Source organism: Spirabiliibacterium falconis (assembly GCF_014885015.1).
In the GTDB taxonomy this organism is placed as follows: Bacteria; Pseudomonadota; Gammaproteobacteria; order Enterobacterales; family Pasteurellaceae; genus Spirabiliibacterium; species Spirabiliibacterium falconis.
Map to the genome: position 1 here is coordinate 35,420 of NZ_JABMIJ010000011.1, position 21,189 is coordinate 56,608.

General features: G+C 41.2%; 22 protein-coding genes. 14 read left to right on the top strand and 8 right to left on the bottom strand.

All coding sequences use genetic code 11. The features are described 5' to 3' along the window. Positions 1-12 precede the first annotated feature (12 nt). The 7 genes from acpP to yceD all read right to left on the bottom strand — a co-directional run bounded on the left by acpP (position 13) and on the right by yceD (position 4,964). Positions 13-243 (bottom strand): acyl carrier protein, encoded by a 231-nt coding sequence (acpP, locus tag HPC40_RS06780; RefSeq protein WP_111301362.1) that lies wholly within the window; start codon positions 241-243, stop codon positions 13-15. 221 nt (positions 244-464) lie between these two features. Then, positions 465-1,193 carry a 3-oxoacyl-ACP reductase FabG gene (fabG, locus tag HPC40_RS06785; RefSeq protein WP_208118740.1) on the bottom strand — a complete coding sequence of 243 codons (729 nt, stop codon included), beginning with the start codon at positions 1,191-1,193 and terminating at the stop codon, positions 465-467. 9 nt (positions 1,194-1,202) lie between these two features. Next, the gene (gene fabD / locus HPC40_RS06790; RefSeq protein ID WP_208118741.1) at positions 1,203-2,144 is read right to left on the bottom strand and encodes an ACP S-malonyltransferase; all 942 of its coding nucleotides are present in this window, start codon (positions 2,142-2,144) and stop codon (positions 1,203-1,205) included. A gap of 57 nt (positions 2,145-2,201) precedes the next feature. Next, positions 2,202-3,164: a beta-ketoacyl-ACP synthase III gene (locus HPC40_RS06795; RefSeq protein WP_408021825.1), complete on the bottom strand. Its 963-nt coding sequence runs from the start codon at positions 3,162-3,164 to the stop codon at positions 2,202-2,204. Between the two features lie 12 nt (positions 3,165-3,176). Further along, positions 3,177-4,229 carry a phosphate acyltransferase PlsX gene (gene plsX, locus HPC40_RS06800; RefSeq protein ID WP_208118743.1) on the bottom strand — a complete coding sequence of 351 codons (1,053 nt, stop codon included), beginning with the start codon at positions 4,227-4,229 and terminating at the stop codon, positions 3,177-3,179. Positions 4,230-4,252: 23 nt separating this feature from the next. Next, a complete protein-coding gene (gene rpmF / locus HPC40_RS06805; RefSeq protein WP_208118744.1) occupies positions 4,253-4,423 on the bottom strand; it encodes a 50S ribosomal protein L32 in 171 nt (56 codons plus the stop codon). A 16-nt stretch (positions 4,424-4,439) separates the two neighbouring features. Continuing rightward, positions 4,440-4,964 (bottom strand): 23S rRNA accumulation protein YceD, encoded by a 525-nt coding sequence (gene yceD / locus HPC40_RS06810; RefSeq protein ID WP_208118745.1) that lies wholly within the window; start codon positions 4,962-4,964, stop codon positions 4,440-4,442. Positions 4,965-5,113: 149 nt separating this feature from the next. Between yceD and asd the strand changes: the two genes are divergently transcribed. The 5 genes from asd (at position 5,114) to lnt (ending at position 10,792) form a co-directional block, all read left to right on the top strand. Next, positions 5,114-5,998 carry an archaetidylserine decarboxylase gene (asd, locus tag HPC40_RS06815; protein ID WP_208118746.1) on the top strand — a complete coding sequence of 295 codons (885 nt, stop codon included), beginning with the start codon at positions 5,114-5,116 and terminating at the stop codon, positions 5,996-5,998. Between the two features lie 7 nt (positions 5,999-6,005). Continuing rightward, positions 6,006-6,638, top strand: coding sequence for an FKBP-type peptidyl-prolyl cis-trans isomerase (locus tag HPC40_RS06820; protein ID WP_208118830.1), 633 nt, complete (start codon positions 6,006-6,008; stop codon positions 6,636-6,638). Between the two features lie 190 nt (positions 6,639-6,828). After that, complete coding sequence (locus HPC40_RS06825; RefSeq protein ID WP_208118747.1) at positions 6,829-8,160, top strand: anaerobic C4-dicarboxylate transporter; 1,332 nt, start codon at positions 6,829-6,831, stop codon at positions 8,158-8,160. A 172-nt stretch (positions 8,161-8,332) separates the two neighbouring features. Further along, positions 8,333-9,220: a CNNM family magnesium/cobalt transport protein CorC gene (corC, locus tag HPC40_RS06830; protein ID WP_208118748.1), complete on the top strand. Its 888-nt coding sequence runs from the start codon at positions 8,333-8,335 to the stop codon at positions 9,218-9,220. Positions 9,221-9,223: 3 nt separating this feature from the next. Further along, complete coding sequence (lnt, locus tag HPC40_RS06835) at positions 9,224-10,792, top strand: apolipoprotein N-acyltransferase (protein ID WP_208118749.1); 1,569 nt, start codon at positions 9,224-9,226, stop codon at positions 10,790-10,792. Positions 10,793-10,809: 17 nt separating this feature from the next. On the opposite strand, the gene infA is transcribed toward lnt, so the two are convergent. Continuing rightward, positions 10,810-11,028 (bottom strand): translation initiation factor IF-1, encoded by a 219-nt coding sequence (infA, locus tag HPC40_RS06840; protein ID WP_208118750.1) that lies wholly within the window; start codon positions 11,026-11,028, stop codon positions 10,810-10,812. A 283-nt stretch (positions 11,029-11,311) separates the two neighbouring features. Here infA and rffG point away from each other — a divergent pair, with 283 nt between their 5' ends. From rffG to wbaP, 9 genes are all read left to right on the top strand, one after another. After that, the gene (gene rffG, locus HPC40_RS06845) at positions 11,312-12,379 is read left to right on the top strand and encodes a dTDP-glucose 4,6-dehydratase (protein ID WP_208118751.1); all 1,068 of its coding nucleotides are present in this window, start codon (positions 11,312-11,314) and stop codon (positions 12,377-12,379) included. 12 nt (positions 12,380-12,391) lie between these two features. Continuing rightward, the gene (gene rfbA, locus HPC40_RS06850) at positions 12,392-13,255 is read left to right on the top strand and encodes a glucose-1-phosphate thymidylyltransferase RfbA (RefSeq protein ID WP_208118752.1); all 864 of its coding nucleotides are present in this window, start codon (positions 12,392-12,394) and stop codon (positions 13,253-13,255) included. Between the two features lie 16 nt (positions 13,256-13,271). Further along, the gene (gene galU / locus HPC40_RS06855) at positions 13,272-14,156 is read left to right on the top strand and encodes a UTP--glucose-1-phosphate uridylyltransferase GalU (protein WP_208118753.1); all 885 of its coding nucleotides are present in this window, start codon (positions 13,272-13,274) and stop codon (positions 14,154-14,156) included. Further along, positions 14,149-14,940: an ABC transporter permease gene (locus HPC40_RS06860; RefSeq protein ID WP_208118754.1), complete on the top strand. Its 792-nt coding sequence runs from the start codon at positions 14,149-14,151 to the stop codon at positions 14,938-14,940. Before galU ends, HPC40_RS06860 begins: the two co-directional genes overlap by 8 nt. 7 nt (positions 14,941-14,947) lie before the next feature. Then, a complete protein-coding gene (locus HPC40_RS06865) occupies positions 14,948-15,655 on the top strand; it encodes an ABC transporter ATP-binding protein (protein ID WP_235972346.1) in 708 nt (235 codons plus the stop codon). Positions 15,656-15,665: 10 nt separating this feature from the next. Next, on the top strand, positions 15,666-17,537 hold the full coding sequence (locus tag HPC40_RS06870; protein ID WP_208118755.1) for a DUF4422 domain-containing protein: 1,872 nt from the start codon (positions 15,666-15,668) through the stop codon (positions 17,535-17,537). 280 nt (positions 17,538-17,817) lie between these two features. Next, positions 17,818-18,966 carry a UDP-galactopyranose mutase gene (gene glf, locus HPC40_RS06875; RefSeq protein WP_208118756.1) on the top strand — a complete coding sequence of 383 codons (1,149 nt, stop codon included), beginning with the start codon at positions 17,818-17,820 and terminating at the stop codon, positions 18,964-18,966. A 5-nt stretch (positions 18,967-18,971) separates the two neighbouring features. Continuing rightward, positions 18,972-19,739 carry a DUF4422 domain-containing protein gene (locus HPC40_RS06880; RefSeq protein ID WP_208118757.1) on the top strand — a complete coding sequence of 256 codons (768 nt, stop codon included), beginning with the start codon at positions 18,972-18,974 and terminating at the stop codon, positions 19,737-19,739. A 9-nt stretch (positions 19,740-19,748) separates the two neighbouring features. Then, positions 19,749-21,176 (top strand): undecaprenyl-phosphate galactose phosphotransferase WbaP, encoded by a 1,428-nt coding sequence (gene wbaP / locus HPC40_RS06885; RefSeq protein WP_208118758.1) that lies wholly within the window; start codon positions 19,749-19,751, stop codon positions 21,174-21,176. The last annotated feature ends 13 nt before the right edge of the window (positions 21,177-21,189 follow it).

The following is a 21,189-nucleotide window of genomic DNA, read 5'->3' on the forward strand; positions in this document are numbered from 1 at the left end:
TGATACAACAGATTATTGATTATTTTGAACGTAATCAATTGCAGATTGAACTGTTGTAATTTTTTCAGCTTCTTCATCAGGAATTTCGATGTCGAATTCTTCTTCTAAAGCCATTACAAGTTCAACGGTGTCAAGTGAGTCTGCACCTAAATCTTCAACGAATGACGCTTCAGGTTTAACTTCTTCTTCCTTAACGCCTAATTGTTCAACAATGATTTTTTTTACGCGTTCTTCAATGCTCATTTTTAGTTTCCTATATTGTATATCGCCAAGAGCGACCAGATAAAAATCGTATGATAGTGTATAACAAGTTAGACTTGTGAGGGCATCTCAGCGCACTACATACTATGCAAATTTGGTTATAGGCTCAATACGTTATAACCATAATCGATACCGAGCTAGATTTTACCATTATCAACGCGCGGTTGTCATCTTTTTCTTAAATCCGATAACCGCACTTTGATTTAGCTCATATATAAGCCACCATTAACATGCAATGTGGTGCCAGTAATATAGCCTGCATCATCACTTGCAAGAAAGGCTGCTGCTTTAGCAATCTCTTGCGGTTCGCCTAAACGTGCGGCTGGCACATTGGCTAAAATACCTTGTTTTTGTTCATCGGTTAATGCGTCGGTCATATCCGTTGCGATAAATCCTGGGGCAATAACGTTAACAGTAATGCCACGGCTAGCCACTTCGTGTGCTAGTGATTTAGAAAAACCAATGACCCCTGCTTTGGCGGCACAGTAATTGGCTTGCCCAGGGTTGCCCATAGAGCCAACAACTGAACCAATATTGATAATACGTCCAAAGCGTTTTTTCATCATCGGACGGAGAACCGCTTTGCTGAGATGAAAAATAGAATTTAAGTTCGTGGTAATGATCTCATTCCATTCATCGTCTTTCATGCGCATCATTAAATTATCACGTGTAATTCCAGCATTGTTGACCAAAATATCAATATCGCCGACCGCACTTTTAACCTCGGCGAGTAGTGTCTCAATTGAGGTGGTGTCTGTTACATTTAATACCATACCGCGACCAGATTCACCCAGATAATTTGAAATAGCTTGCGCACCGCTTTCACTGGTTGCTGTACCAATAACAGTGCACCCTAGAGCGGCGAATTCTTGTGCGATAGCTTTACCAATACCGCGGCTTGCTCCAGTGACTAATGCGATTTTTCCTTTCATACAATGTCCTTACTCCGCTAAAATATCGACAACGGCGTTGAGTGACTGAATGTCATTAACCGCCATTGCCTCCAATGATTTATTGATACGTTTGGTAAGTCCTGTTAAGACTTTGTTTGGCCCGATTTCGACTAACATATTGACCCCAAGTGATGCTATTTTTTCCACACTTTCACTCCAGCGAACAGGGCTATATAGCTGACGAACTAAGGCATTGCGAATGTCATCTGCGTCGTTTTCTTGTTTGACATCGACATTATTAATGACGGGAACGAGCGGTTGTTTGAAGCTGATTGAATCCAGTGCAACAGCAAGTTGATCGGCAGCAGGCTTCATCAATGCGCAATGTGATGGTACGCTGACCGCCAATGGTAAAGCCCGTTTTGCACCAGCCTCTTTACACAGTTGTGCTGCACGCTCAACCGCACTTTTAATGCCGGCAATCACCACTTGTCCTGGTGAGTTAAAGTTCACCGCTGAAACTACCTCACCTTCTTGAGCTTTGGCACAGCAGTCAATAATCGTTTGATCGTCTAAGCCAATAATCGCATACATCGCACCAGTGCCTTGCGGAACAGCTTTTTGCATTAAACGGCCTCGTAATTCAACCAGTTTGATTGCATCTTGGAAATCAATCACACCAGCACAAACAAGGGCTGAAAATTCACCCAAGCTATGTCCAGCCATGACGGTTGGTTTGAGTTCAGGATAACGTTCTTGCCATACTCGAAAAATCGCGACACTAGCAGCCAATAATGCTGGTTGCGTGCGCCAAGTTTGGTTTAACTCTTCCGCCTCACCTTGTTGCACCAATGCCCAAAGATCATAGCCGAGAACCGCACTTGCTTGTTTAAATGTCTCTTCAACAATCGGAAATTGTGTTGCCAATTCCGCTAGCATACCAACGGCTTGTGAGCCTTGACCAGGAAAAACCATAGCAAATGTTTTCATGTTAAATCCTCATTATCGTTTGCTATAAAATCTAAATGCGTAAACCATAAAGTGCGGTTAGAATCGCACTAATACAGAGCCCCATGTTAAACCGCCACCGAATGCTTCCATCAACACAAGTTGCCCACGCTGAATGCGTCCATCGCGCACAGCTTCATCTAATGCACTCGGAATGCTGCCTGCTGAGGTATTGCCGTGACGATCAAGGGTAACAACCACTTGAGACATATCCATATCCAATTTTTTGGCAGTTGCACTGATAATGCGCAGATTTGCTTGATGCGGCACAAGCCAATCAATGTCGCTTTTGGCGAGATTATTGGCTTGCAGCGTTTCTTCCACTACATTTGCTAGTTGGCGTACAGCGATTTTAAATGTTTCATTACCTTGCATTTGTAAAAATTCAGGTGATGGCTCAAGGCGACTGCGTGTGGCATTTTTCAATGTGAGAATGTCATTTTGCGTCGGATCACTGTGTAGGTGCGTGGATAAAATACCCGCTTCATTACTGGCGGTAAGTAAGACTGCGCCCGCACCATCCCCGAATAAAATCACTGTGCCACGATCGTGTTCATCAAGTGCACGGGAAAAAAGGTCAGCCCCAATGACGAGTGCATTTTTGACTTTGCCAGTGCGGATAAATTGATCTGCTACGCTTAAAGCGTACACAAAACCAGAGCAGGCGGCAGCAATATCAAATGCGATAGCATCACTAATACCTAGTGCAAGTTGTACAGAGCAGGCGGCACTTGGAAAAGCATATTGATTACTGGTTGTCGCAACTAAAATGAGGTCAATGTCTTGAGGATCGATGGCAGCCATAGTCAGACAGTTTTGTGCGGCTTGTGTCGCCATCGTGATGACAGTTTCATCACACCCAGCAATACGACGTTCGCGTATGCCAGTGCGAGTGACAATCCACTCATCGGATGTGTCAACCATAGTTTCTAAATCAGCATTCGTTCTAATATGCGATGGCAGATAACTGCCAGTGGCTAAAATTTTACTAAACATACGCATCCTGAGATGTTGTTATTCATTATCCTTGATTGGGCGCGGCGATTGGCTCAATGCAAGTCCCTGTTGAATTTGCTGTACAATGTTTGACCGCACTTGCCATTTTGCCTGTTCAATTGCGTGTAAAAATGCACGTTGATTCGCACCACCATGGCTTTTTACCACTACAGCGGTGAGCCCGAGTAACGACGCACCGTTATATTGATCGGGATTAAATTGTTTAAATTGCGGAAACCAACGAGCAATAGCCCATTTCCCGACTTTTTTCAGCCCTTTTTGTATCACAGAAGGCGATTGATTGCCACGTTTGAATAAAGAAAGCATGTTTTTTGCGCTACCTTCGAGCGTTTTTAACGCAATATTCCCTGCAAAGCCATCGGCCACGATGACATCTGCGACACCGTTGAGTAATAAATTCCCTTCAATGTAGCCGATATAATTGAGCTGCGTGGTTTGATGGATTAACTCTGCGGCTTCTCGGATAGCTTTCAGGCCTTTGAGCTCTTCAATGCCAATGTTAAGTAATGCGACCCGTGGATAAACTAATTGTAATTGATTTTCAGCAAAAACGGCACCCATTTGAGCAAATTGTGTTAAAACCTGTGCGGAACAATCTATGTTGGCACCGAGATCAAGCATCACGCTTTGCTTGCCTTCTATCGTTGGAATAAGCGAGACCAGTGCTGGGCGAATAATGCCTGGTAAAGGTTGCAAAATCACCTTCGCCAGCCCCATTAAAAGTGCGGTATCGCCAGCACTTACGCACGCAGACGCCTTACCATCCCGCACCGCTTCAATGGCTAAACGCATTGAGCTGCCTTTGGAGCGACGTAATGCGATAGAAAGACCGTGATCATTTTTAATGACTTTATCGCAGTGATGTAAGGTAATACGTGACGTGATATTGGTAGGGCAATTTTCAAAAAAAGGGGTGATTTGGTGGCGATCGCCAAACAATAATAATTCGAGCGTTGGATCACTTTCCAATGCTTGACGTGCAGCAGGGCAAGTAATACGGGGACCAAAGTCCCCGCCCATCATATCTAACGCAAGGGTTAGACGAGTCAATGTCGTTCCTTAAAGCATCAATATTATTTATTGATTACTTTACGACCACGATAGTAGCCATCCGCGGTTACATGATGACGTAAATGGGTTTCACCTGTTTCTTTATCAATTGAAACAGCTGCAGTGGTTAAAGCATCATGTGAACGACGCATGTCACGACGAGCGCGAGATTTTTTGTTTTGTTGAACAGCCATTGGCTATACTCCTAAATTACTTTTGCTTTTTTAAATTAGCTAATACAGCGAACGGGTTTGGTTTTTCCGCATCGGCGGGTAAGTCGCCAAAAACCTGTTCAGCCACGGACACTTCACAGTGTTCTATGTTATGTTTTGGAACAAGGGGTAGTGCAAGGATTAACTCATCTTCCACCACCTCGAGCAAATCTACTTCCCCAAATTCATTCATTTCAAGGGGTTCGTAGTACTCAGGTAGTTTTTCTGCCTGATCCTGATTTGACACGGGCGAGTACGTAAAGCGACTTGCCAATGTCATTATAAAAGGTTTACCACAGCGTTGACAAATTAGCTCAACATCAATTGTTGCATTGCCTTTTATGACCACTAAACGTTGCGGATCAATCTCAAACGACATCGTCGCCTGCGCATTGCCCAACACTTGACTGACGCTATCGTGCAAACGCTCAAGCTGGTTGGGCGCATAATATCCAGCGTATTCCAATCGCCGTTGTGCGGCTTTAATTGGATCAACAGTCAGAGGAAGTTTAACCTTTTGCATAGGGAGCGCATATTAACCGCACAACGCAAAATAGTCAACTAGATAAACGAAAAAAGTCAAAGTGCGGTATAAAAATGAAATGGCTTGAAATCGGCAAAATGATCCCAATATTGTTAAGCAATGGCTAAACATAACCAACGGAGCAACGAATGAGCTATTTCGACCGCATAAAAATTGCATTTCACTACCTTGTGCCGCAACTGCCACTGACGCGTTTGGCTGGCTGGTTTGCACAGAAAAAGTGGGGCACATTAACCCATGGGGTAATCAAATTATTCGCTTGGCATTATAACATTAATTGGCAAGAGGCGGAAAAATCACGCCCAAGTGATTATGCCAGCTTTAATGACTTTTTTATCCGTAGACTCAAAGCCGATGCACGCCCAATAGATGGGCGTGATGTGGCGGTGTTCCCTGCCGACGGGCATATTAGCGAACTCGGCCGTATTGAACAAGGGCAGCTATTACAGGCAAAAGGGCATTCATTTTCATTGTCTGACTTGCTTGCTGGCGATGACAGTATGCTACCGCACTTTGAGCAAGGGCAGTTTACGACGGTTTATCTTTCGCCACGTGATTATCATCGTGTGCATATGCCAGTTTCAGGCACGTTGCGCAAGATGGTGTATGTACCAGGCGCACTTTTTTCGGTTAATCCCTTTTTAAGTGAGCATATTCCTCATTTATTTGCCCGTAATGAACGTGTGATTTGTTATTTTGAGACCGATTTTGGTCCAATGGTACAAATTCTTGTTGGGGCGACGATCACGGCAAGTATTAGCACAACATGGGCTGGCGTGATTAATCCACCACGCACGAAAGAGATTCAAACATGGGAATATCCACAGGAAGGAGAAAGTGCGGTCAAATTAGCAAAAGGCGAGGAAATGGGCGCATTTCGATTAGGCTCAACCGTAATAACATTGTTTAGCCAGGATGCGATTGCATTGCTACCGCACTTTACTTCAGGTAGTGCGGTGCAAATGGGGCAAGCAATGAGTGCACCGAAAACAGATAATTCAACCAACAATTAAAGGAAACATTATGACAGATTTTTTTAACAACGTAAAACTGCAAACAACCGAACAACAAGGCAGCTATGGCATTGGCTTGCAAATCGGACAGCAATTAGTTCAAAGCCAACTTCCTGTTGATGTGAATGCCGTTGCCAAAGGCATTTTTGATGTGTTAAATCAAAATCCGCCCGCCGCCGATCTCAATGCCGTAGGGCAAGCCTTACAACAAATGGAGCAGGTGGCAAGAGAGCGACAACAAGCGCAATTTAAAGAAATTGAAGCTGCTGGCAAGGCTTTTTTAGAAGAAAACAAACAAGCTGACGGTGTGAATGTTACGGAAAGTGGTTTGCAATACCAAGTGTTGACTGAAGGTAACGGCAAGGTGCCAAGCGCGAATGATAAAGTGCGGGTGCATTATACCGGTAGCCTGCCAGATGGTACCGTATTCGACAGTTCTGTACAGCGTGGACAACCAGCCGAGTTTCCAGTGAATGGCGTGATCAAAGGCTGGACAGAAGCATTAACGATGATGCCAGTTGGATCGAAATGGCGTTTGGTGATTCCGCATGAGCTTGCCTATGGTGAACGTGGTGCAGGTCAAGCAATTCCACCGTTTAGCACATTAGTATTTGATGTGGAATTATTAGACATTCTATAAACCGCACTTTAGTCTTTCAGAAAGCAAAATGATTAAGATCATTTTGCTTTTTTTATGTGAAAAAGAAAATTATGCGTTAAATCAAATTTTCTACAATTACTGCTTGCCTGTTACCTTAAATTGAGTACGATCGCGCGTAGATTTTCAAAAAATATCAGCATTTTTCTCAAAAAATTTTAAGGAACACGTTATGTTATATCTTGAGTTTTTATTTTTGCTTGTCATGCTTTATACAGGCAGCCGCTTTGGTGGCATTGGGCTTGGTGTGGTATCAGGTATCGGCTTAGTGATTGAAGTTTTTGTGTTGCGTATGCCGCCAACGTCACCGCCGATCAATGTGATGTTAATCATTATTGCGGTGGTTACTTGTGCCTCCATTTTGGAAGCGGCGGGCGGTTTGAAATATATGTTACAAATTGCAGAACGCATTTTGCGCAGCAATCCAAAACGGGTCACCATTCTGGGTCCATTGGTCACTTACACCATGACCTTAATGCTCGGCACAGGTCATGCAGTTTATACCATTATGCCAATCATCGGTGATGTGGCGTTGAAAAATAACATCCGCCCAGAACGCCCAATGGCGGCGGCCTCTGTGGCATCTCAGCTCGGGATTACAGGAAGCCCAATTTCCGCAGCCGTGGTGTATTACCTCGGGCAAGTGGTAAAAATTCCAAGTTTTGAGCACATCACTCTGGTTAGTATTGTTGCGGTGACCATTCCTGCCACATTGCTGGGCACAATTGCATTGTCATTATATAGCTTACGTCGCGGTAAAGAATTGCAAGATGACCCAGAATATCAACGCCGTTTGCAAGATCCAGTATGGCGTGAGCGTATTGCCAATACAATAAGCACGACGTTAAATGAAGAATTGCCAACATCTGCACGCAATGCTGTGTTGCTATTTATCCTCGCCTTGGTAACTATCGTGATTGTGGCGGTAATGCCAGAGATCCGCACTTTAGGGGATGCTGAAAAGCCCGTTTCCATGACCCTTATCATCCAAATGATGATGCTCGCCTTTGGTGGTATTATCATGATCGCCACTAAAACACATCCGCAGAATGTGCCGAATGGAGTGGTATTTAAATCAGGAATGGTCGCCGCGATTGCCATTTTCGGGATTGCGTGGATGAGCGATACCTACTTTAGCTACGCTATGCCGTCGTTCAAAGCGGGTGTGACTGAGATGGTGGAATCTTATCCGTGGACATTTGCCTTTGCGTTGTTTGCCGTGTCTGTTGTCATCAACAGCCAAGCAGCCACCGCACGGATGATGTTGCCAGTGGGTTTAGCCATCGGTTTGCCTGTGCCATTGTTGATCGGTTTGATGCCAGCGACCTACGGTTACTTCTTCATTCCAAATTATCCGTCAGACATCGCCACCATCAACTTTGATGTGACTGGCACCACCAAAATAGGTAAATTCTATTTCAACCACAGCTTTATGGCACCCGGTTTAGTCGGGGTTGTTGTGGCGTGTTTTGTCGGTTATACCCTTGCATACACTATATTATAACGATATAAAAAGGTTCTACTTAAAAGTGCGGTTATGACAGACCGCACTTTTATTTTTTAGGTTTAACAGACGAGGCCTACTTGCCTCAATCCTCGCTGGGTTATTCGTTTTGCTAGCGCAGAAAGATAAAATGTGCTAATTTTTGAAAAAAAAGACCAATGAGTTAAAAATAATGAGTGATGATCAACATATCGATGTTCAAGAGCCGAGTAAAAAAGGCTTTTTTGGGAGTTTGTTTAGCCGTATTTTCCAAGGGGAAGTTAAAAATCGTAACGAATTAGTGGAAGTGATTCGTGATTCTGAACAAAATGATCTCATCGATCAAGATACCCGTGAAATGATTGAAGGGGTAATGGAAATTGCCGAGCTACGCGTGCGTGATATCATGATCCCGCGTGCGCAGATTGTTTTTATCAATAAAGAGCAAAGCCTTGATGAATGCTTGGATATTATCATTGAATCTGCACACTCTCGCTTTCCTGTCGTGAGTGATGAGCGTGATAATGTTGAAGGATTATTACTGGCAAAAGATCTATTACCTTTTTCTCGCTCCACCGCGACGGCATTTGATATGCAGTCCATTCTACGTCCAGCCGTGATTGTGCCAGAAAGTAAGCGAGTGGATCGCATGCTCAAAGAATTCCGAGCGGAGCGCTTTCACATGGCGATCGTGGTCGATGAATTTGGTGCGATTTCAGGATTAGTAACGATTGAAGATATTCTTGAGCAAATTGTGGGCGATATTGAAGATGAATTTGATGAGCAAGGTGCGGATGACATTCGTCAGCTCTCGCGTCATACGTTTTCTGTGCGTGCGTTAACGGATATTGAAGATTTTAATGAGCGTTTTAACACTCATTTTGATGCTGAAGAAGTAGACACTATCGGTGGCGTGATTATGCAAGCCTTTGGCTATTTACCAACGCGTGATGAAGAAATTGAGCTTGAAGGGCTCGTGTTTAAGGTTTCGGCTGCCGATAGCCGTAAAATTATCCAATTACGCGTGCGAGTGCCTGATGAGCTGATTGCTAAGGCAGATGACGAGAACCCGCAAGAGTAAAGCATGAGATTTGCATTTTTATTCTATCTACTCAGTGCGACCGCACTTGGTGTGCTGGGCGTGTTGGCATTTTCGCCGTTTGATTATTGGCTTGTTGCTTTTATCAGCACACTTGGACTTTTGTATTTTGCCACTCATTCACAGCGTAAAACCGCACTTTGGGGCAGCTATTTTTGGGGATTGGGTTTCTTTGCCTTTGGTATTAACTGGATTCACGTTAGCATTAACCTTTTTGGCGGCGTGCCGCTCATATTCAGCTTTCTTGCTGTTGGCGTGTTAGCGGCGTATCTTGCACTTTATCCGCTATTATTTGCTTATATACTCCAACGTTTTCAGATTAAAAGTGCGGTCGCCATGGCAATAGTTTGGACAATCACCGAGTTTTTACGCGGCTGGGTAATGACAGGATTCCCATGGTTGCAACTCGGTTATTCTCAAATCGACAGCCCCTTTAGCGGTATAGCGCCCCTTCTTGGTGTACAGGGCGTAACCTTTTTTATCGTGTTTGCTTGTGGGCAACTACTTACATTGTGCAAACCTGACCGCACTTTGCCTATTTCTGTTCGCATAACCGCTTTGTTGAGCCTTGCAGTGGTATCAGGTGGGGTATTATTATTGCATAATGCCAATTTTCAGGGGCAAAAAACACAACGTGCGACAGCTCAAACCATTACCCTTGTACAGGGCAATATTGAACAAAATAGGAAATGGGATCCTGCTTATGCGGAAAAAACACTAGCGATTTACCAAGCGTTAATCCAACCGCACTTAGGCAAAAGTGATGTGATTATTTTGCCAGAAGCCGCCATTCCTGTGGTGGAAAATCGGGTGCAGAGATTATTGCTCAGTTGGCAACAAGCAGCGTTAGAAAAGGGCAGTGAATTAATCGTTGGTACAGTATATGCAGATCACGCACAGCAGCGTTTTTATAACTCAATTATTACCCTTGGCAACCCAACCGCACTTTATCAACAGGCTGAAAGTGCGGTGCGTTATAACAAACATCACCTTGTGCCTTTTGGGGAATATGTGCCGCTGGAGTCCATGTTACGCCCATTAGGCACGATGTTTGACCTACCAATGTCGAATTTTACCCAAGGGGATTTTTTACAAAACGCATTGAAAACGCAAAAAAGCACAATGACGGCGGCAATTTGCTACGAAATTGTCCTTGGCAGTCAGCTACAACAAAATCTCGCTCATAATAAAAGTGAGTACATACTCACTATTTCCAATGATGCATGGTTTGGCGACACCATCGGTCCGTGGCAGCATTTACAAATGGCACGCATGAGAGCGTTAGAAAATGGTAAAACGGTGATTCGTGCGACTAATAACGGTATTACTGCATTTATCAATGCGCATGGAAAAATCACCGCGCAAGCACCACAGTTTCAAGCAACCACGCTGACCGCCACGTTGGAAAATGAAAATATCATCACCCCTTACAGTCAGTTTGGCGACAAATTGCTTTACGGCTTGTTACTAATATTGGCTTTATTCAACATCACAAGCTATGGATTACGGTACAAAATTCAGCAAATCGCACAACGAGAAAAACAAAAAAGCTAGCAGTTGCTAGCTTTTGATTAACGGCTGCGGAATACAATTCGCCCTTTGCTTAAATCATAAGGCGTTAATTCCACAGTTACCTTATCACCCGTTAAAATACGAATATAATTTTTACGCATTTTGCCCGAAATATGTGCGGTCACAACGTGACCATTTTCCAACTCCACACGAAACATCGTGTTCGGCAAGGTTTCCAAAATGGTACCCTGCATTTCAATGCTATCTTCTTTTGCCATAGTTCCTCTAATTTACACAACTTTATCGCATAGCCTGTTTATCAAGCTATAAATTTAAAAACGCTCTATTATAGCGAGAAGAATGCGTTTCTAAAAGACCTTTGTAAAATTTTGAGGAATATCACATACTTTGCTTGCTTGCTTGCTTGCTTGCTTGCTTGCTTGCTTGCTTGCTTGCTTGCTTGCTTGCAAGTATAATCGTCATAACCAGCACTGGTTATAAATATAACCAGAAATTAGTGAAATTTGTTATATTTTTGGTTATAGCTATTGATGGTGATGTATGTATAAAATTCTCATAACAGGTGGTGCGGGGTTTATTGGCTCGGCGGTGGTGCGGTACGTGATTGAACACACCCAAGATGCGGTGGTGAATGTCGACAAGCTGACCTATGCGGGCAATCTTGAATCGCTGGCGAGTGTGGCAGATAATGGGCGTTATGCCTTTGAGCAGGTGGACATTTGCGATCGTCCTGCACTTGACCGCGTGTTTGCCAAGCATAAACCTGATTGTGTAATGCACCTCGCAGCAGAAAGCCATGTGGACCGCTCCATTGATGGGCCTGCGGCGTTTATTGAAAGCAATATTGTCGGTACCTACACGCTGCTAGAGACCAGCCGTGCCTATTGGCAGAATTTGGATCAGGATCGCAAAGAGCGGTTTCGCTTTCACCACATCTCCACTGATGAGGTCTATGGCGATTTAGAAGGTACGACCGCACTTTTCACCGAAACTACGCCGTATGCGCCAAGTAGCCCGTATTCTGCTTCTAAAGCCTCAAGTGATCATCTTGTACGAGCGTGGCACCGCACTTTTGGCCTGCCAACATTGGTGACTAATTGCTCAAATAATTACGGTCCTTATCATTTTCCTGAAAAACTGATTCCATTAATGATATTGAACGCCCTTGAGGGTAAGCTGTTACCTGTCTATGGTGATGGCCAGCAGATTCGCGATTGGCTATTTGTGGAAGATCACGCCCGTGCGCTTTATACCGTGGTCACACAGGGTAAAGTGGGTGAAACCTATAACATCGGTGGGCATAATGAAAAAACTAACCTCACCGTGGTGCAAACCATTTGTGATTTATTAGAAGAATTAGCACCACAGAAACCGCAAGGTGTGGCGCAATATCGCGATTTGATCACCTTTGTGAATGATCGCCCAGGTCATGATTTACGTTATGCCATTGATGCCAGCAAAATCGCCCGCGATCTGGGTTGGAAGCCGCAAGAAACCTTTGAAAGCGGCATTCGTAAAACGGTACAGTGGTATCTTGATAACCCAACGTGGTGGCAACGTGTGCAAGACGGCTCTTATAGTCGTGAACGTCTTGGCACTGGGCAATAACAAGGAGCGCGTATGAAAGGCATTATTCTTGCAGGTGGCTCTGGCACACGCCTTTATCCCATCACACGCGGTGTGTCGAAGCAGCTTCTGCCTGTTTATGACAAGCCGATGATTTATTATCCTCTCTCTGTGTTGATGCTTTCTGGCATTCGCGAGATTTTGATTATCACCACCCCTGAAGACAACGATAGCTTCAAGCGATTGCTTGGCGATGGCAGCGACTTTGGCATTCAACTCAGTTATGCCGTGCAGCCTAAGCCTGAAGGTCTGGCGCAGGCGTTTCTTATCGGTGAAGAGTTTTTAGCTGGTGATAGTTGTTGTCTTGTGCTGGGTGACAACATTTTCTTCGGGCAATCGTTCACGCCATTGCTGCACAAAGCGGTTAATCGTAAAGAAGGTGCAACGGTCTTTGCCTATCAAGTGAAAGATCCTGAGCGTTTTGGTGTAGTGGATTTTGATGAAAACTATAAAGTGCGGTCAATTGAAGAAAAACCTGAAAAGCCGAAATCCAACTGGGCAGTGACGGGGCTTTATTTTTACGACAACCGCGTGGTGGAGTTTGCCAAACACGTTAAGCCATCTGCACGCGGGGAGCTGGAAATTACCTCGATCAATAAGATGTATCTTGATGCTGGCGCGCTAAATGTACAACTACTGGGGCGTGGCTTTGCGTGGCTAGATACGGGGACGCACGAAAGCCTCAATGAGGCTGCCTCGTTTGTGCATACCATCCAAAATGTGCAAGGTCTGCAAGTCGCCTGCCTTGAGGAAATAGCTTGGCGCAATGGCTGGCTGAGCACCGACAAAGTCCATCAACTCGCCACCGCACTGAGCAAAAATGAATATGGGCAGTATTTGTTGAAATTAGTAAAATAATAATGTTGGAGTTTTTATGATAAGAAAATGTTTATTCCCTGCAGCCGGCTACGGAACGCGTTTTTTACCTGCGACTAAATCTATGCCAAAAGAAATGATGCCCGTTGTGAATAAGCCATTAATAGAGTATGGTGTTGAGGAGGCAATTGAAGCCGGCATGGAAGACATGTGTATTGTCACTGGGCGGGGTAAATATTCTTTGATGGATCACTTTGACAAAAATTATGAGCTTGAGCATCAGATTAAAGGAACGAATAAAGAACCTTTGCTGGATGATATTCGCAAAATCATTAATTCAGCGAGTTTCACATTTATTCGTCAAGGAGAAATGTTAGGTTTGGGCCACGCTATCTTGGTTGGGCGTGAACTGGTAGGTGATGAACCTTTTGCTGTAGTTTTGGCAGATGACCTTTGTATTAACCAAGGCGATGGCGTGTTGGCGCAAATGGTTCAGCTTTATAACCAATTCCGCTGTACAATTGTTGCGGTTGAAGAAGTGCCTGAAAGTGAAACCAATAAGTACGGTATTATTGATGGCGTACAATTAAGTGAAGATCTCTACCGCGTGGAAAATATGGTTGAAAAACCAGAATTAGGTACAGCGCCAACAAATTTAGCCATTATTGGTCGTTATATCCTCACACCAGATATTTTTACTTTGCTTGAGAATACACCTGCCGGCAAAAATGGTGAAATTCAAATCACAGATGCGTTGCTGCAACAAGCTAAGAACGGTTGCGTTATTGCCTATAAATTCAAGGGTAAACGATTTGACTGCGGCAGTGTGGAAGGGTTTATTGACGCGACAAATTACTGCTACAAGCATATCTATTTAAAAGAAACAGATATTGATCTCGCTGAGCAAAAAACACAAAAGATTGAAGAGAACAAACATGAATAAACTTAAAGATGCTATCAGTGATGTAGGGCTAGCCTTTAAAGAATATTATCTATGGACGACATTAGGCTGGTATGATGTGTTAGCCCGTTATCGACGCTCAACCCTTGGGCCATTTTGGATCACTTTGAGCATGGCAATCACAATCAGTGCAATGGGGCCATTATATGGCTCCCTCTTTGGGCATGATATGAGTGACTTTGTACCGCACTTAGCACTGGGCATGATCTTTTGGGCGTTAATCTCGTCATCGATTAATGACTTTTGTGGTGCATTTGCTGAAGCCGCACACTATCTAAAACAGACAAAAATTTCACCTGTAGTATTCATTTTGCGCGTTTTGCATCGTCAATTTATTATCTTTTTGCACAATTTTTTGCTTTATCCCGTGATATTATTGATCTTTTGGAAGCCAATATCCTTAGATGTTTTACTCATATTGCCCGCCTTTTTTATCACAATGATAAATCTATTCTGGATAGGTATTGTAATTTCGATTTTCTGTACACGCTACCGCGATATGTTGCCCGTTATTAACAGCATTATCACATTGCTCTTTTTTGTTACACCAATTATTTGGAGCATGGAACAATTGCCAGAAGACAGACGCTACCTCGCTTTATGGAATCCCTTCGCTATTTTGCTGGACCTTTTACGAACACCGCTGCTCGGTGGCACACCAGACCCAAGCCATTGGATATCAGGAATATTGATTGCGTTGGGAGGGCTTATTTTCGCCTTTTTTGTGTTTATGAAAACACGCCACAGAATTACATATTGGCTTTAATGGAGGGATGAAAATGCATATTAAACTTGAAAATGTATCAGTCCGCTTTCCTATCTATGATGCCAAGCAACGTTCATTTAAGCAAACCATGCTCAATGCAGCAACTGGTGGGCGGATTATTCAAGGCCCTGGCAGTTTGACAGAGATTGAAGCATTAAAAAATATTCATCTTGATATTCAAGAAGGCGATCGAGTGGCGTTGATTGGCCACAATGGATCAGGCAAAACGACATTGCTGAGAGTGTTAGCTGGTGTTTATACGCCAGTTGAAGGCTCAATCAGTGTTAAAGGGAAAGTAACAAGCTTGCTCGATTCAATGCTGGGTATGGATGGAGAAGCAACAGGGCTTGAGAATATTAAACTTAGAGGATTATTTCTAGGTTTAAAACCTAAACACACATCTCAATTGATTGATGAAATTGTTGAGTTTAGTGAGTTGGGTGACTTTATTAACATGCCAGTGAGGACCTACTCGAGTGGTATGGTGCTGCGCTTAGCCTTTGCTATCTCAACCAGTACTCAACCTGAAATTCTTTTAATGGATGAGTGGATGAGTGTGGGTGATGAGCAATTTAGGAATAAGGCTGAAAAAAGATTAGAAGAATTTGTTAATAAAGCAGGAATTTTGGTTATGGCAACCCATGATCAAGGACTAGCTGATAGAGTTTGTCAAAAACATATTCATTTAGAGCATGGTAAAATTAATATAGCTTAAAGGTTGAAAAATGGAAAATATATCATTGTATACAGTATACCACAAATCATCTCATATATTGAATAATGCAAATATTAAACCAATTCAGGTTGGAACTGGACTTAAAATCCCTGAAATTAATTTAAGAGATAATACAGGTGAGAATATTGCGGAAAAAAATAATTCATTTTGTGAGTTAACCGCACAATATTGGGCCTGGAAGAATGATCAAGATTCTAATTACATTGGTCTCATGCACTATAGACGATTTTTTGATTTCAATACTTATGATGAAAGAGAAGAAAATAATTGGGGACTATTAGAAGTAGATAATTTTACATTAGATTTTTGTGAGCAATATGGATTGAATGAATCTACAATTGAATCTCAAGTTGTACCTTATGATATTGTGTTGCCTAATCCATGGGATTTGACAAAAGCAGGCTGGAGAAATGTTAGACATAATTATATAAATTCGGCTTATCACCATGAAAGAGATTTAAAAGAAACAAGAAATGTAATCGAAAAACTGTATCCAGAATATATTTATTCATTTGATAAAGTTATGCGTAGTTCTAAGGTTATAACTACGAATATGTTTATAATGAAAAAAGAAATTTTTAATGATTATTCTAAATGGTTATTTGATATACTGTTTCAGCTTGAAAAACAGATTGATATCTCAAGCTATGATGCACAAGAAAAGCGTGTCTTTGGTTACTTATCAGAAAGACTATTGAATGTATGGCTTGATTATCAATTATCTGAGAATAAAAAATTAAGAGTAAATTACTTAAGACGTGTTTTTGTCAAAAATACAGAAAGTAAAAATTGGTATTCAATAAAACCTGAAACTAATAAAGAGATTGTGAGTGTTGTCATAGCATCAGATAACAATTATGTTCCTCATTTAGCATCTTTGATACTATCAATCATAGAAAATTTAGATGATAAATTTTATTTAGATCTGATTATTCTTGATGGTGGAATTAGTATTTATAATCATAATATGCTGCAAGCCTTATGCAGAAATTTTGATGCTAATATTCAGTTTTTAGATCTAAAATCAGAATTTAACAATCTATCTGTTCATATGCATTTTTCTAAAGCAACATTCTATCGTTTGATTCTTGATAGACTGGTTACAGATAGAGATCGTGTTCTATATATTGACTGCGATACAATTGTTAATCAAGATTTGAGTAAATTGTTTTTTATGGATCTTGAGGGCAAAGCGATTGGTGCTGTTTTTGACTATATCATGCATCACTTTTGTCAAGCAGGAATACCCTCTATAAGTGATATTGGTAGCATAAAATCTAAAGAGTATCTTGAGGATTATGTAGGACTGAAAAATCGTTGGAATAAATATTTCCAAGCAGGCGTGATTTTATTTGATCTAGAAAAGTTACGCAGGCTAGATTTATCAGACGTAATGGTGAAAGCCTTAATTGAGAAAAAATATTGGTTTCTTGATCAAGATATTTTAAATAAATATTTTAGTAATAATATTAAATTTATATCACCTAAGTGGAATGTGGTGAACTGTGGTGATGAGATATTCAATGGACTTTCGCATGATCAAATTAGCGAAATTGAAGATGCAAGAAAGGATCCTTATATTATCCATTATGCTGGTTATGAAACAAAACCTTGGAATAATCCCGAAGCTAGATTTAATGAATATTATTTCTATTACCTAAGAAAAACGTTTTGGTATGAAGAAGTCTTGTTTAAATTTAATAAGAATAATAACGATAAGGCAGAAAGTACTGTTTTTGTCCAAACTATAACACCAAAAAGTTTTAAATGGAAACTAGCTAAAAAAGTTTGGAATCGTTTGCCTTCCTTTATGAAAGTTAGATTGAATAAATTAAAAGAATATCTGAAAAATAGGCTTTGATGATGAAACATATATATGCTTTTGATAGTCTAAGAGGTATATTTTCTCTGATTGTTGTATATTCTCATTTTATGGGATTTAACTTGAATTGGAGCAATTTTTATTTCATACCTCAATAATTTGGTTTTTAGACAAATTGACTTTTTATAATGAATTGGAATTATTATTTAAGATTTTAATTTTTTCTGTTTTTCTATTTCCAATATCGTACATAAGCTATCATTTGATTGAAAAAATTATATATATTTAAAGCATAAAATATTAAATTGAGGTGTAAGTAATGAAATTTTTACTCGTAGGTGCAGGTTTTTCTAACGCTGTTATTGCTCGTCAATTAGCTGAGCGAGGCTTTGATGTCACTGTGATTGATAAACGTGATCATGTTGCAGGAAATTGTCATTCTCAACGTGATGAGCAAACAGGTGTAATGGTTCATGTTTATGGCCCACATATCTTTCACACAGATAATGAGCGGGTGTGGCAATATGTTAATCGCTTTGCTGAGATGATGCCTTTCGTTAATCGTGTGAAAACGATAAGCCAAGGGCAAGTGTATTCTTTGCCGATCAACCTCCACACAATTAACCAATTTTTTGGTAAAACATACTCACCTAAGGAAGCTAAAGCGTTGATTGAAAGTAAAGCTGACATGTCGATTACGGAACCCAAAACGTTTGAGGAACAAGCGCAGCGTTTTGTTGGTGATGAGCTTTATAAAGCCTTTTTCTATGGCTATACTAAAAAACAGTGGGGTGTTGAGCCGAAAGAGTTGCCTGCAAGCATCTTGAAGCGTTTGCCTGTGCGTTTTAACTATGATGATAATTATTTTGCTCATCGCTTCCAAGGCATGCCAAAAGAAGGTTATACAGCACTTGTTGAACAAATCCTTCAACATCCAAATATTGAAGTAAAACTGAATACACAATATTATGATGAAATGTATAACCAATATGATCATATTTTTTGGTCAGGTCCGCTTGATGCGTGGTTTGGCTGTGAATTAGGGCGCCTTGGCTACCGCACTTTGGACTTTGAGGCTTTTAGAGACGAAGGCGATTTTCAAGGCAATGCGGTAATCAATTATGGCGATCAAGACGTACCTTACACGCGTATTTCTGAGCACAAGCACTTTGCACCGTGGGAAGAACATGAAAAAACCATCTGTTATAAAGAGTTTTCACGTTTGTGTGAAGAAGATGATATTCCTTATTATCCAATTCGACTTGTCAAAGATAAGGCGCTTTTGAAACAATATGTAGAAAAAGCGCAGAAAGAGAATAAGGTAACTTTTGTCGGTCGTCTTGCAACCTATCGCTATCTCGATATGGACGTCACTATTAAAGAAGCACTAGAAGTGGCTGATGAAGTGATTAATGCGTTGTCTAAACAACAATCGTTAAAACCATTTTATGTTGATATGGGAGTTTGATTTAGGTGAAAGGTCTTGTGATATTCATCGCAACGCATAAAGCATATAGTTTCCCAAGTCATGGAAGCTATGTGCCTATTCAAGTTGGGGCTGAGTGTGCACAAGCCGATCTTGGATTTTGGCGTGATGATGTCGGTGACAATATTTCCAAGAAAAATGCTTCATTTTGTGAGTTGACCGCACTTTATTGTATTTGGCAAAATGCACTTTATTCAAAATTTGACGCTGACCTTATAGGCCTTAATCATTATCGTCGCTATTTTAAAGGTCATTTAGCTTTTAATGATGTTTATATAGCTGAGCCTGAAATGCTTTCTGACTTGCTAACTCAATATGATGTTATTGTTCCTAAGAGAAGAAATTATTGGATTGAGTCTGTTTATTCTCATTACAAACATGCACACAATATAGCTGATTTAGATAAAGTGAGAGCGATTATTAAGTCTGATTTTCCAGACTATGTTGATGCCTTTGATGCTATCATGTCTCAAAAAAAGTTAGCACTTTATAATATGTTTGTGATGTCTGTTGATGATTTCAATGCTTATTGCAAATGGCTATTTACGATTTTGTTTAAGATTGAATCTTACATTGATGTTGTAAATTATGACGCTTATCAAAAGCGTGTTTTTGGATTTTTAGCCGAGCGTCTTTTCAACGTTTGGTTATACAAACAAAAACTTAAAGTGAAAGAGTTACCCGTTGTCAATCTTGAGGGTGAGAATTTACTGCTCAAAGCATTCAATATGATTAGACGAAAATTATTTAAATAAAGGAATGATATGCTAGATGTAAAAAAAATATCACCTAAAGTGAACAAACTTTTTTTAATCTTATGTGATTTTTTTTCACTCTGCATTGCCATTTTTCTTGCTTACTATCTTTCCTTCCCTGATGACTTCTCCCTCTCTGTTGAAGAATTTTATGATTCTGTTGTGCGTTTGAGTTTATTTTTGTTCTCCGCAGTTGGGATTGTGGGCTGGATTTGGGTAGTTTACCGACATTATACTTACCGTAAACCCTTTTGGGATGAGTTGAAAGATATTTATGTCACGCTCTTTATTGGTGCATTGATCAATCTTGCTCTTTTAGTATTTAGTAATAATCATTTTTCGCTTTATACTTGGTGCTATACTTGGCTACTCGCTGGAGTATTACTGCCTTTAGGGCGAATGTTGTGTAAAAAAAACTTGCGTGAACTTGGCACATGGAATATGTCGTGTGCGCTGGTATGTGATGCTCAGAGTTTGAAGGGGGCTTTTCAAGCCATCACCAGTGAAACCTATTTGGGCTACAATATCACAGCAATTGTGCTACAAGGTGAGGGAGAAGAACGCCCGGATCTGATTAGTGGAGTGGAGTATATCACGCCTCCAGAATTTTGGGCACAATTGAACCAGTTCCAAAAGGTGTTTATCGCCTTTGATAATCAACATCCGCTTTTGTTAGAGTGTTGGGTGCGCAAGCTCGCTAAAGAGGGGCTGCGCAATGTATCAATTTTGCCACCACTGCGCGGTGTGCCACTTTATGATGCGGAAGTCTCTCACTTTTTTGGGCATGAAGCAATAGCTCTCCGTATCCATAATAACCTTGCTAAACGCTCTTCTCGTTTTGTTAAGCGTACGTTTGATATTGTGGTTGCATTTCTGTTGCTGGTATTTACCGCGCCATTGTTTTTATATCTAGTATGGCGTATTCGTCAAGACGGTGGTTCAGCTACTTATAGTCAAGTTCGTGTTGGACGTAATGGAAGGGCCTTTCATTGTTATAAATTTAGAACGATGGTAACAAATTCTGCACAGGTATTAAAAAGATTATTACAAAATGATGAGCAAGCGCGAAAGCAGTGGTATGCAACTTATAAGTTAAAAAACGATCCTCGAATTACTAAGATTGGGCATTTATTGCGTCGCACAAGCCTTGATGAGCTTCCACAGTTGTGGAATGTATTAAAAGGCGATATGAGTTTAGTAGGCCCGAGACCAGTAATTCGCCCTGAGTTAAAATTTTATGGTGATGATTTAACTTATTATTATATGGTGCGTCCTGGACTTTCTGGTCTATGGCAGGTGAGTGGACGTAGTGATACAGATTATCCAACGCGAGTGTACCTTGATTGTTGGTATGTCAAAAATTGGGCGTTGTGGAATGATATTGTAATTTTGGCTAAGACTGTCAGTGTAGTGATTAAAGGAAAAGGTGCTTATTAACTAACTCTAACCG